The sequence below is a fragment of the Streptomyces sp. XM4193 genome, assembly GCF_023072595.1.
Lineage (GTDB): Bacteria > Actinomycetota > Actinomycetes > Streptomycetales > Streptomycetaceae > Streptomyces.
Map to the genome: position 1 here is coordinate 254,326 of NZ_JALLGK010000008.1, position 11,864 is coordinate 266,189.

The following is an 11,864-nucleotide window of genomic DNA, read 5'->3' on the forward strand; positions in this document are numbered from 1 at the left end:
AGACGGCGGCTTTCGGCGGATCACCGGATCGCGACCGCAGGGCGCAGGACCCAGCGGGGCGGAGAGGCGCGGGTCCGGTCAGTCGCGCAGCAGGTCCAGGGCGTGGTGGGTGGCGGTGACGAGGTGGGCGAGGGCGTGCGGGGCGAAGAGGACGGTGTAGTGGTTGGTGTCGTCGATGCGGCGCTGCGGCAGCCGGGCGTTGTCGAGGCCGGCCCCGGCGAGGCGGTCGGCCTCGTAGAGCGCCCGGTCGTCGTCGAGCAGCCCGCGTTCGGCCCACAACAGCACGCCGTCCACCTGCGGTTGACGTGCGGCGGCGAGGGTTTCGTCGTGGCACAGGACATCGGCGCCGTCGGCGCGCACCGCGTCGGGGACGCAGCTGCTGCGGAAGGCACCGCCGTCGGCCACCAGGTCGTGGTCGACGTAGGCGGCGATGTCCGGGCCCCAGTGCTCCGCGAGGGCGGGATGGGCGCGGAAGAAGTCGCGGTAGCTTTCCGGGTCGGGAAAGGTCATGGTCAGACGGCGGACCGCGGGGCCGAGCACCGCGTCGAGCTGGGCGTCGATGTCCGCGCCGGGCGGCGGCGGAAAGCCCACGCCGCCGTCCACGAGCACGACGCGGGGGAAGCGGTCGGGGTGGCGGGCGGCGGCGAGCGCGGCGACGAAGGCGCCCATGGAGTGGCCGACGAGCACGGCCCGCGGCCGGTCGAGGTGGTCGAGCAGCGCCAGCACGTCGTCCACATGGGCGGAGAGCCCGTACGGCCCGGGCAGCTGCGCGCTGTCGGCGCGCCCGCGCAGATCGGGCGCGAAGAGGTCGGCGACGGGTCCTGCCGGCGAGAGACTCGCCTCGGAGCCCGCACGTCCGGAGTGGGCGAAGGCGTCCCAGGCGCGGCCGTTGGCGGTGATGCCGTGCAGGGCGATGACCGGAATCCCCTCGCTCCCGGACAACTGCCAGTGGTGGCAGGCGAGTTCACCGCCTGCGACCGGGACGCGGATCTCCGTGGGTCGTTGCGTCATCGGTGCTCCTGACTCCGGCTGTCGGCCCGTGCGGCGGACCGTCGGGTGCGGTGGAGGCGGATCGAGGTGAGTCCGCCGGGTGCCACGTATACCGCGAGGATGAAGAGCGTGCCCAGGATCAGCATGGGCTCGCTGCCGATGCCCCAGCTCGCCAGACGCTGGTCGAGGTAGGTGAAGAGCACTCCGCCGACGATCGGGCCCCAGCGGGTGCCGGCTCCGCCGAGCACCACCATGACCAGCAGTGTCAGCGTGAACTCGGGTGTGCTGGAGTGCGGGGTCGCGCCCGCGGTGACCAGCAGGTGCACGATGCCGCCGAGCAGCGCGAGCGCGGAGGCCAGGACGAACGCGCCGAGCTTGTGGCGGAAGGGGTCGCGGCCCAGCACGGCGATGCGCTGCTCGTTGTCGCGCAGTGCCTGCCACACCCTGCCGACCGGGCTCGCGGTCGCGCTCCACACGACGGCGGCGACCAGGGCGAGGTAGGCCAGCGCCAGCCAGTAGACGTTGACGGTGTTGGCGACGCCGACGAACGCCTCCGGCACTCCGGCGGTGTGCAGCGGCAGGCCCTCCTCGCCGCCGGTGAGGCCGCCGGGGTTGCGCTCGATCCAGATGGCGCCCGCCTGCGCGAAGGCGAGCGTGACCATGGCGAAGCCGATTCCGCCGAGCGCCAGCGTACGGAGGGAGATCGCGCCGAGGACCACGGCGGCGAGGGTGCCGAGCACCAGGGTGAGCAGCGCGGCGGGCAGCAGCCCGAGGCCGAGCTCGGTCATGGCGAGCTGGGTGCCGTACGCGCCGCCGGCGATGTAGAGGGCGTGCCCGAAGGAGAGCAGCCCGGTACGGCCGAACATCAGGTCGTAGCCGAGTGCCAGTCCGGCGAACACCAGGCAGAGCGCGATGAGTTGGAGCGAGCCGGGCGAGTTGAGCCGGCCGTCGAAGAGGACCGGGATCTCCAGGGCGGAGTACGGCAGCAGCGCCAGCACGACCAGGACCACCGCGGGCACCGCGTACGGGCGCCAACGCGCCGCGGAACGTGGGGAGTCGGGCGTCCGGGGCGCCGGGGTCGCGTCCGGCGCGGGGAGGTGGGTGAGGGTCACGGCGTGCCTCCCGTGGGCCGGACGGATTCGGCAGGTGCCGCACGGAGCGATTCGAGCCGGCGGCGGATGCGGTCGACAGGGCTGGTGCCGCTGCCGGTGGGACGTGCGAGCACCACCAGCGCCAGCAGGACGATGACCGCGAGATCCCCGTATCCGCCGACGTAGTAGTTGGCGTACTGCTGGGTGAGCCCGACAGTGAGCGCGGAGAGTGCGACGCCGGGCATGGAGTGCAGTCCGCCGATGATGACCACGACGAAGGCGAAGATCAGCAGCGAGGTGCCCTGGTGCGGCGAGACGGAACCGAAGTAGAGCCCGCCCAGCACGCCCGCCAGCCCCGCGAGCGCGCCACCGAGCGCGAACACCAGAGTGAAGGCGCGGGTCACGTCGACGCCCAGCGCGGTGACCATGGCGCGGTCCTCCACGCCGGCCCGGACGATCAGCCCGTACCGGGTGCGGGTGAGGAAGAGCTGCACCCCGACCAGCACGAGGACGGCGGCGGCGATCAACACCAGCCGGTTGACCGGGACTTGCGCGCCTGCGAGGGCGACGGTGCCGTCGAGCGCGTCCGGCACCGGGAAGCTGCGGGCGTCGGCGCTCCAGAGGCTCTGCACCAGCGCGGGAACGGCCAGTGAGAGGCCGACGGTGACCAGAATCTGGTCGCGCGGCCGGCCGTACAGCCGGCGGATCAGCACGAACTCCACAACCACCGCCAGCAGCAGGCCCGTTGAGGTGCCGACAAGCAGTGCGAGCAGCAGCCCGGGCATCCCGCCGACGGAGTCCAGCACCTGCCAGGCGGCGTAGGCCGAGACGGTGAGGAACGCACCGTGGGCGAAGTTGAGGACGTCCATCAGCCCGAAGATCAGGGCGAGTCCGGAGGCGATGAGGAAGTAGAGCGCACCGAGGCCCAGACCGGTGAGCGTGAGGAGTACGAGCGTGTCCATCAGTGGGCCCCTCCCGGAACGTCGTCGTCGTGCGGCGCGCGGTCCCGTCCGCCGGCCGCTCGGCTGTTCGCCGGGTCGCCGCTCGCGGGGGTGCTGTTCGCCGCCCGGCTGTTCTTCGTCACGTCGCCGCTCGCCGCCCGGCTGCCGACGCCGAGGAGTCCGGTGGTCAGCTCGCGGTCGGCGAGCAGCGAGGCCGCGTCGCCGCTGTGGACCACCCGGCCCGCGTCCAGCACGGCCGCCCGGGTGGCCAGCCGACGCACGACGGCGAGGTTCTGTTCGACGAGCAGCAGCGGTACGCGCGCGGCGGCGCGCTCCAGCACCTCGGCGACCTCGGTGACGACGCGCGGTGCGAGGCCCTTGGTCGGCTCGTCGGCGACCACAAGTCGGTTGTCGTTCAGCAGTGTTCGGGCGATGGCGACCATCTGCTGCTGACCGCCCGAGAGCGTCCCCGCCAACTGCCCGCGACGGGCCAGGAGTTCGGGAAAGAGGTCGTGGATCAGCTCGTAGTGGAGGGCGCCGCCCGGGCGTTTGGCCAGGGCGAGGTTCTCGGCGACGGTGAGCCGGGTGAAGACTCCCCGGTCCTCGGGCGCGTAGCCGATACCGCGCCGCACGGTGCGGTGGGTGGGCTCGGCGGTGACGTCGACGCCGTCGAGGGTCACGGTGCCGCCGGTGATCCGACCGCCTTCGGGCAGCAGCCCGAGCACGGCGCGCACGGTCGTCGTCTTGCCGACGCCGTTGCGGCCGAGCAGCGCGGTGACGCCGCCGGGGTCGGTGTCGAAGGTGACGCCCTGGAGGATGTGGGAGCCGCCGATCTCCACGTGCAGGTCCCGCACGGAGAGCACCGCACCGGACGCGGAGTCCGTACGGTCGCGGGGGCCCGTACCCGCACGGGGGCCCGTACGGTCGCGGGAGTCCGTACCCGCACGGGGGCCCGTACGGTCGCGGGGGCCCGTACGGTCGCGGGGGCTCACAGCTCCTCCCCCACGTACGCCTCCTGCACGGCGCGGTCGGCCATCACCGCGGCGGGTGTGCCGACAGCGAGCAGCGTGCCGTGGTGCATGACGGCGACGCGGTCCGCGAGGCCCAGAACGATGTCCATGTGGTGCTCGACCATCAGCACGGTGCGGCCTTCCTCCCGGTGCAACGCCCTCATGACGTCGGTGAGTTCGGCGGTCTCCTCGCTGGCGACCCCGGCCATCGGCTCGTCCAGCAGCATCAGCCGCGGCCCGTCGCCGGCCACCGTGGGGGCGAGGAGCATGGCGAGTTCGAGCTTGCGCTTGTCGCCGTGCGAGAGGCCGGCCGCCTCGGCCGCGGCACGGTGGCCCAGCCGTACGCGCTCCAGCACCCGCGCCGTGTCGGCGGCGGTGACGCGTCGTACCCCGGCGGCGCGCGCGGCGAGTTCGACGTGCTCGGCGACCGTCATCGTCGGGAAGACCGAGGAGGACTGGAAGGTGCGGCCGATGCCCCGGCGGGCGCGGCGGTGCGGCGGCAGCGTGTGGACCGCCGCACCGTCCAGCTCCACCCGGCCTGCGGTGGGGCGGGTGACGCCGGAGATGAGGTTGAACAGTGAGGTCTTCCCGGCCCCGTTCGGACCGATGAGCGCCAGGAACTCGCCTTCTTCCAGGGAGAGTTCGATCTCCTGCACGATGTGCACGGCGCCGACCGACCAGCTGAGCCGGTCGAGTCTGAGCACCGGCGGGGCGGCTGTGGTGTCCGTCATCGCCGCTCAGCCGATCTTCCGGGCGGCCGGAGCGACCTGCTTCGGCTCGAAGGCGGTGACGACGGCCGGCTTGCCGCTGCCGTCGAACTCGGCCTGGAACATGGGCTGGAGCAGCGCGTGGTCCGAGGCCCGCACGGTGTTCTCTCCCTTGACCCCGGCGAAGCGGAACCCCTCCAGCGCCTCCACCATCGCGTCGGTGTCCAGGTCCTCACCGCCCTCGCGCACCGCCTGCACGACCATCTGCGCCGCGTTGAACCCGTCCGGCGAGAACAGGTCCTCCTGCCACTTCTTCTTCTCGAAGTAGGCGCGCATCGCCTCGGCCTCGTCGTTCTCGGTCGCGCCGGGCACGTAGTGGGCGAGCAGCGTCAGCTTCTCGCGGGCCTTGCCGAAGACCGGGTAGCTGGCCCTGATGTCGAGTCCGGTGACGACCGTCGAGGAGTCCAACACCCCTTGCTGGTCGAGGGTGTTCCACATCGACTGAGCGGTGTCGCCCGCCCAGGCGACGAAGACCATGTCGGGCTCGGCGGACTTCACCCGGGACGCGGTCGGAGTGAGGTCGGTGGCGCTCGGCGAGGCCAGTACGGGGGTGACCCGCGCACCGCCGTCCGCACCGAGGACCTGCCGCACCGCGGCGACGTTCGCCTGACCGAAGGCGTTGTCCTGTGCGAGGACGACGACCTTCTGCTTCGTTCCGCCGCCCTTCCCGCCGCTCCCGCTCTTCCCGTCGGCTTCCGCGTCCAGGATGGCCTTGGCCGTCACCACGTCCTGGTGGGTCTGCCGGCCGGTGCGGAAGGTGTACTTGTTGACGCCGGTCAGCTCGTCGGTCGCGGCGGGGCCGGAGAGGAAGAGCGTCCTGTTCTGCTCGGCGACCGGCGCGATCTGCGTGCCCACGCCCGAGACGACCGAACCGGCGATGATCCGCACGTCCTGGCCGATGCGCTTCTTCGCCAGGCTGACGCCCTTGGCCGGATCGCCGCCGTCGTCGTCCTTCAGCACGGTGATCCTCCGGCCGTCGACCTCGCCCGTCCCGCCGGTGGCGTGGTCGAGTCCGGCCTCGAAGCCCTGGAGGTACTGCTTGCCGTAGCTGGCGAGCGGGCCGCTGGTGGAGGTGACCAGCGCGACCTTCACCTCCTCGGAGTCCGCCGCGGCGCTGTCGCCGGGACTCGCACAGGACACGGCCAGCGCCGACGCCAACGCGACTGCCGCGACGGTGGGTACGAGGGTTCTGCGCATGGCGGGCCGCTCCTCAGCAGGCAGACGTTGGCTGACAACTGGCAGCGTCCGCCCACCGTCCGGCGCCGACAATGTCGGTCCCGCACAGCGTGGGCACCCCGCGGATGGGCTGCCGCCACATTCGCCGCGGCCTCCGCCGGCCCTACGGTGCCACCACCCCCTTCCGCCGAGAACCGCAGAGGAGACCGGCCATGCACACATCCCTGCGCCTGCTGACCACCCTCGTCGCCGCGCTGGCAGCCGCCGCGGCGCCGACCGTCGTACTCGCCCAACCCGGGCAGCCCGGCCAACCCGGACACTCCGGCCAACTTCCTTCCGAATCGCGGCAGTTGCAGCCGCGCGCCGCGCAGCTGGAACCCGTCGCCGACTTCGGCAGCAATCCCGGCGCACTGTCCATGTACCGCTACGCCCCCGACGGGCTGCCCGCCGGGAGCCCGGTCGTGGTCGTGCTGCACGGCTGCGGCCAGGGCGCCGCCGACTACTTCGACGGCGCGGGTTGGCAACAGGCCGCCGACACCCACAAGTTCGCCGTCGTCGCACCCCAGCAGCAGTCCGCCAACAACGCCACCCGCTGCTTCAACTGGTTCGAACCGGGCGACACTTCGCGCGACAGCGGCGAGACGGCGTCGATCCTGCGGATGGTCGACCACACCCTGGAGGCGTACGGCGGCGACGCCACCCGCGTCCATGTCACCGGGCTCTCCGCGGGCGGTGCCATGACCGCCTCGCTGCTCGCCGCGCACCCCGACCGCTTCGCGGGCGGCGGCATCGTCGCCGGCATCCCGTACGGCTGCGCGACCTCCATGCCGACGGCGTTCACCTGCATGAACCCCGGCGCGACCAAGACACCCGAGCAGTGGGGCGACCTCGTGCGCGCCGCCCACCCGGGACACGACGGCCGCTACCCGACCGTCTCGATCTGGCACGGAAGCGCCGACTACACCGTCGCCGCGGCCAACGCGTCCGAGTCGGTCAAGCAGTGGACCAACGCCCACGCCACCGACCAGGAACCGGACGCCACCGCCGAACTCCCCGGCGACACCGTGCGGAACGACTACACCGACGCCTCCGGCGCCACCGTCGTACGCGACTACCGCGTCGCCGGGATGGGCCACGGCACCCCGGTCAGGCCCGCCGAGAACTGCGGCACGGCGGGCACGTACTTCCTCGACCGGATCTGCTCCACCGGACAGCTGGTGACCGACTGGGGCATCGGCTCCTGACCCCGCACCCCGACTCCGGCCCTGGCGCCGGCCCTGCCCCGGCCCTCGCCCCGGTCCGATCGGCGGGGGCCGGTGGTGTCACGGGCTCGGGGCTCGGGGCTCGGGGCTCGGGGCTCGGGGCTCGGGGTCTCGCGGGCAGGGTCGCGATGGTCGGGGCTCGGTACGGGGGTCGAGGTGCTCAGCTCCGCAGGGGCCACACCTCGACCACGCCGTGAGCCACCGCGCACGGCGTGCCGGAGACGAGCCGCACCGCCTCCTCCAGATCGGCCGCCTCGATCAACGCGAAGCCCGCGACGGGGAGTTCGGACCGCAGATACGGCCCGTTCGCGGTGCTCACACCGGCTCCTTCGGGGTTGCGGACCTGTACGGGAGCCTCCGCGACGCCCATCACGGCGCCGCCCGCCCGCAGGCTCTCGTCATGCGCGTGCGCACGGTCCCGCACGCTCTCGTCGGTGCGCTCGTACCCGGCGCGATCGCCGTAACCGACAGTGACGAACAGGGGCATGACCTACCTCCGATGACGGGCCTGTGGTGCGAAGAGGCAGACGGCCGGCACGCCGAGAAGTCATCGCCGCACGAGGACGCGGGCGCCGGCCCGCCACCGGGCGCGCGGCCGAAGGCACCCGGGCGGGTGCGAGGTGATCGGGGAGCGGCTGGGTAGGGCCTCGGGGACGGTTCACGGGCGAGGAGAGTCGTATGGCGAGGTCGAAGTCGGGTTTCGTGCTGGACCTGAAGCTGGTGAACGCGCGGATCCGCACGATGGACGAACATCGGCCCCTCGCGCGTGAGTTGGGTGTGTGGCAGGGCCGGGTGGCGGGCCTCGACGAGGCGATCGCGGGGCTGCCCGCGCGCCGGGTGGTGGACGTGGGCGGGGCGACGGTGCTGCCGGGTTTCGTCGACCCGCACGTCCATCTGGCGTGGACTGGACTGAAGGCACGTACGGCGAGTGTGGCTCCGTGCGAATCGGTCGACGGGGTACTGGCGGGGGTGGCGCGGGCGGTGCGGGAGAGCCCGCCCGGCGGCTGGGTCGACGTGGCCGGCTACGACCAGCGCCCACTGGGACGACATGTGACGGCCGCCGAGTTGGACACCGTGGCGCAGGGGCGGCCGGTGATCCTCACACACGATTCGGGGCACTCGTGCGTGGTCAGCTCGGCGGTGCTGCGGATGCTCCCGGACGGTGTGCCGCACCGGGAGGGCGTGCTGGTGGAGGCGGGGGCCGCCGCGGTGCGCAAGCTGCGAATGCCTTACTCGACGGACGAGTTGGCCGGTGCGGTGCGCGAGGCCGCGCTCGAATGCGCGTCCCAGGGAGTGACGACGGCGGCGGAGGCCGGTATCGGCGGCGGGCTGGTGACGCACAGCCCGATCGAGGCAGCGGCCTACCAACTGCTGCTGGAACGCGGAGAGTTGCCGCTTCGGATGCAGCTGATGGTGGCGGCGGCCGCGCTGCACGGGGTGGGCGGGCACCGGGAGGACGGGCCGGACGCGGGGATCGACCTGGGACTGACGACGGGCTTCGGCGGCGACCGGCTGGGGCTGGGCGCGCTGAAGATCTTCACCGACGGCGGGATGATGCCGCGCACGGCCGCACTGACCCGCCCGTACGTCGGGCTGGACCACAGCGGTGAACTCTTCGCCGACGAGGCGGAGTTGGTGGAGACGATCGTCCGGGGCCACTGCGCGGGCTGGCAGTTGGCGATCCACGCGATCGGCGACCGCGCGGTGGACGTGGCGCTGGACGGGCTGGCAGCGGCCCGACGGAAGCGGCCGACGGCCGGGGCACGGCAGCGGCACCGGATCGAGCACGCGGGGCTCGTGCGGCCCGAACAGCTCGCCCGGTTCGCGGAGTTGGAGGTTGCGGCGGTGGTGCAACCCGGCTTCCTCTGGCACTTCGGCGACGACTACGCCGCGCTGATGGGCGAGGAACGCGCACCGTGGCTGTACCGGGGCCAGGGGTTCCTCGACCACGGCGTGGTGGTGGCCGCGAGCTCCGACCGACCTGTGACCGAGGGCGCGCCGCTGCGGGCGGTGCAGGCGATGGTGGAACGCGCCGCTTCGAGCGGCCTGGTGATCGGTCCGGCCGAGGCGATGAGCGTGCCGGCGGCGCTCCGCGCACACACCCGCACCGGGGCGTATCTGTGCGGCTGGGAGGACCGCGTGGGCTCGCTGGCGCCGGGAATGTGCGCGGACTGGGTGGTGCTGGAGGACGACCCGTGCGCGGTGCCGACCGCGGCGATCGGCGACATCGGCGTACGCGCCACGTATCTGGGCGGCGAGGCCACCTTCGACGCCGACTGACAGCCGGCTGCGACAGGCCGGGCGCGCGACAGCCCGGGCGCGCGACAGCCCGGGCGCGCGACAGCCCGGGCGCGCGACGGTCTGGCGCGCAACGGTCTGGCGGGCAGTGGCCGGGTGAGCGACGACCGGGTGCGCAACGGCCGGGCGGGGCGTCCCGCGACGACGGGAGCGGGCAGCCCTCGCGACGGTCGGGCGGGCAGCCCGGCGGCGGGGTGAACCACCGGCGTACGCCTCCGGGGTGAGGCGGTACGGGTTGCGGGCTCCGTCGCGGTGCGCGCTCGCCCGCGCGCTCCGTGGCGCGCAGGAGCGCACGGAGGCGGGCGGACCGTGACGCGCGCGGGCCGTTCGGGTCCGAGACGGTCGACGGACGCCCGGACGGGCGGTACCGGCCGATGAGCGCGGGCGCGCGGGCCGCGCCAACCCGGCTGCGCCTCCGGCTCGGTGTGAGTATTTGGCATGACTTGTCTCGAATACCCGATTGGTCATTCCGCCATGCCCCGCACCTCGGAGGTCTCCGCGTGAGCGCCGCGCCGAATCCGTCGACCGCCGCCGCCCGCGGACAGCAGCAGACGGGGGCTCCCGCCGCACCCGGTTCGGCCGCGGGTCCACCGACCGCGGGCGAGTCCGCGGCCGGCCCGTCGGCCGCGGACGCGTCCGCCGGCGTGCCCACGGACATCTCCCCGGCCGCGTCCGCCGATGCGTCCGCCGATGCGTCCGCCGACGCAACGGCCCACGCATCGGTCGGCGGGTCCGCGGACAACGCGGTTGGCCCGTACGGCGATCGGTCGACGACGGGTGCCACGGCCGCGCTCGACGACCCGCTCCCGATCGAAAGCGCTGCCCCCGCCCACGCCGCACCCGTACACGCCCCGCACGCAGCGCCGACGCACGCGCACGCCCCCGCGGCGCCGCGGCTCGGTGCGCGCCGGTACACCGCCGCCGGTCCGCGCAGGCCACAGCCGCGCGCGCACCGTGCGCTGCTGGCGGTCTCGGCCGCGGTCGCCGTGCTCGCCGCGTTCCTGGTGCCGTTGACGCTGCCGCTCGGCTGGGACGAACTGGTCTACGCGAGCCGTTTCCCGCACTTCGACCCGGCGACGCCGTTCAGTTCACCGCGCACGCGCGGAGTGCCGATGCTGCTGGCACCCGTCGCGATGTGGACGGACTCGGTGCTGCTGCTGCGGATCTGGTTGACGCTGCTGGCCTCGGCCGCGCTCTATCTGGGCTTCCGGCCGTGGTTGCGGGTGGTGCGACGGCAACGGGCCGTGCCGCTGGCGGCCGCTGCCTACGGAACGTTGTGGATCTCGCTCTTCTACACCGGTTCCGCCATGCCCAACCACTACACCGCGATGGGCTCGCTGGCCGCAGTCGGCTACTTCCTGGGCCGCCGCCCGTCCGCCACGGGCATCGCGGTGGGTCTGGCGCTCGCCACTGTGATGCGCCCCAACGACGCGGTGTGGATCGCCGGTCCGCTGCTGGTCGGCGCGGTGCTGGTGCCGGCGTGGCGGCGGCGTTCCGCCGTGCTGGGGACGGTCGCCGGGGTGGCGATCGGCGCGCTGCCCTGGGTGGTGGAGGCGTATGTGCGCTTCGGCGGCGTCTTCGAGCGGCTCTCGGACGCCAGCGACGTACAGGGCGGAATGCGGCCCGTGGTGTCGCTGATCGAGCACGCCACCGCGCTCGACGGCCCGCTGCTGTGCCGCCCGTGCGGCAACGACTCGCTCGACGCCACCGCCCTCGAACTCTGGTTGCTGCTCCCGGTGTTCACGGTGCTGGGCATGCTCGCGCTCCGGCGCGCGGGGCAGGCGCGGGGCCCGTACTGGATGGCCGTCGCGGTCGCACTGGCCTCCGCCGCCCCGTACTTCTTCCTGCTCGACTACGCCGCACCGCGCTTCCTGCTGCCGACCTACGCGCTGCTGCTGATCCCCGCCGCCGTGGGCATGCTCGCCGCCTGGGACGCCGCGCGAGGTGCGAGGACCCGGTGGCCGCTGGTGGGGCTGGCACTCGTACTGGTGGCGCATCTCGCGGTGCAACTGCCGCTGGCGCGCACCCATGCGAACGTCCAGATCGGCGCCCGGGGCGACTGGGTGCGCGTCGCGGAGGTGCTCCGGGCCAACGACGTGCGCCCGCCCTGCACCCTCAAGGCGACCACCCGGGCGATCCCGCTCGCGCACACGGCCGGTTGCCAGGTGCTGGAGTCCCGCAGCCCGCGGGTGCCCGACGTGGTGGTGTACCGGGGCGACACGCCCCCTCGGGTGGCGCGCGGCTGGCCGAGCCAAGAGGTGCCGGACGTCTACGCGAACGGGTGGATGGTCGCGTTCCGTCCCTCCGACGCGGGATAGCGGCGGCCGGC

10 protein-coding genes are annotated in these 11,864 nt (G+C 73.5%); 3 read left to right on the forward strand and 7 right to left on the reverse strand.

Annotation, left to right across the window (positions count from 1 at the left end; genetic code table 11):
- Positions 1 to 78: 78 nt before the first annotated feature.
- The 6 genes from MTQ01_RS20735 to MTQ01_RS20765 form a co-directional block, all read right to left on the reverse strand.
- Positions 79 to 1,011 carry an alpha/beta fold hydrolase gene (locus MTQ01_RS20735; RefSeq protein WP_247492227.1) on the reverse strand — a complete coding sequence of 311 codons (933 nt, stop codon included), beginning with the start codon at positions 1,009 to 1,011 and terminating at the stop codon, positions 79 to 81.
- The gene (locus MTQ01_RS20740; protein ID WP_247492229.1) at positions 1,008 to 2,102 is read right to left on the reverse strand and encodes a branched-chain amino acid ABC transporter permease; all 1,095 of its coding nucleotides are present in this window, start codon (positions 2,100 to 2,102) and stop codon (positions 1,008 to 1,010) included. The genes MTQ01_RS20735 and MTQ01_RS20740 overlap by 4 nt, the downstream gene beginning before the upstream one ends.
- A complete protein-coding gene (locus tag MTQ01_RS20745; RefSeq protein WP_247492230.1) occupies positions 2,099 to 3,043 on the reverse strand; it encodes a branched-chain amino acid ABC transporter permease in 945 nt (314 codons plus the stop codon). The genes MTQ01_RS20740 and MTQ01_RS20745 overlap by 4 nt, the downstream gene beginning before the upstream one ends.
- Positions 3,043 to 3,885, reverse strand: coding sequence for an ABC transporter ATP-binding protein (locus MTQ01_RS20750; RefSeq protein ID WP_374207816.1), 843 nt, complete (start codon positions 3,883 to 3,885; stop codon positions 3,043 to 3,045). Before MTQ01_RS20750 ends, MTQ01_RS20745 begins: the two co-directional genes overlap by 1 nt.
- 125 nt (positions 3,886 to 4,010) lie before the next feature.
- Positions 4,011 to 4,763 carry an ABC transporter ATP-binding protein gene (locus MTQ01_RS20760; protein ID WP_247492232.1) on the reverse strand — a complete coding sequence of 251 codons (753 nt, stop codon included), beginning with the start codon at positions 4,761 to 4,763 and terminating at the stop codon, positions 4,011 to 4,013.
- 6 nt (positions 4,764 to 4,769) lie between these two features.
- The gene (locus tag MTQ01_RS20765; protein ID WP_247492233.1) at positions 4,770 to 5,996 is read right to left on the reverse strand and encodes a substrate-binding domain-containing protein; all 1,227 of its coding nucleotides are present in this window, start codon (positions 5,994 to 5,996) and stop codon (positions 4,770 to 4,772) included.
- A gap of 191 nt (positions 5,997 to 6,187) precedes the next feature.
- Here MTQ01_RS20765 and MTQ01_RS20770 point away from each other — a divergent pair, with 191 nt between their 5' ends.
- Positions 6,188 to 7,219, forward strand: coding sequence for a PHB depolymerase family esterase (locus MTQ01_RS20770; protein WP_247492234.1), 1,032 nt, complete (start codon positions 6,188 to 6,190; stop codon positions 7,217 to 7,219).
- A gap of 178 nt (positions 7,220 to 7,397) precedes the next feature.
- On the opposite strand, the gene MTQ01_RS20775 is transcribed toward MTQ01_RS20770, so the two are convergent.
- On the reverse strand, positions 7,398 to 7,724 hold the full coding sequence (locus tag MTQ01_RS20775) for a YciI family protein (protein ID WP_247492235.1): 327 nt from the start codon (positions 7,722 to 7,724) through the stop codon (positions 7,398 to 7,400).
- Positions 7,725 to 7,939: 215 nt separating this feature from the next.
- On the opposite strand from MTQ01_RS20775, the gene MTQ01_RS20780 reads away from it, so the two are divergent.
- Together MTQ01_RS20780 and MTQ01_RS20785 are read left to right on the forward strand one after the other, a co-directional pair.
- Positions 7,940 to 9,517, forward strand: a complete 1,578-nt coding sequence (locus MTQ01_RS20780; RefSeq protein WP_374207817.1) for an amidohydrolase — start codon at positions 7,940 to 7,942, stop codon at positions 9,515 to 9,517.
- Between the two features lie 518 nt (positions 9,518 to 10,035).
- Positions 10,036 to 11,853 carry a hypothetical protein gene (locus MTQ01_RS20785; protein ID WP_247492237.1) on the forward strand — a complete coding sequence of 606 codons (1,818 nt, stop codon included), beginning with the start codon at positions 10,036 to 10,038 and terminating at the stop codon, positions 11,851 to 11,853.
- Positions 11,854 to 11,864 lie beyond the last annotated feature (11 nt).

What these genes read in the sequence shown, in the direction of transcription:
- MTQ01_RS20735 (WP_247492227.1), bottom strand. Translation starts at nt 1,011, where the DNA reads ATGACGCAACGACCCACGGAGATCCGCGTCCCGGTCGCAGGCGGTGAA.
- MTQ01_RS20745 (WP_247492230.1), bottom strand. Translation starts at nt 3,043, where the DNA reads ATGGACACGCTCGTACTCCTCACGCTCACCGGTCTGGGCCTCGGTGCG.
- MTQ01_RS20760 (WP_247492232.1), bottom strand. Translation starts at nt 4,763, where the DNA reads ATGACGGACACCACAGCCGCCCCGCCGGTGCTCAGACTCGACCGGCTC.
- MTQ01_RS20765 (WP_247492233.1), bottom strand. Translation starts at nt 5,996, where the DNA reads ATGCGCAGAACCCTCGTACCCACCGTCGCGGCAGTCGCGTTGGCGTCG.
- MTQ01_RS20770 (WP_247492234.1), top strand. Translation starts at nt 6,188, where the DNA reads ATGCACACATCCCTGCGCCTGCTGACCACCCTCGTCGCCGCGCTGGCA.
- MTQ01_RS20775 (WP_247492235.1), bottom strand. Translation starts at nt 7,724, where the DNA reads ATGCCCCTGTTCGTCACTGTCGGTTACGGCGATCGCGCCGGGTACGAG.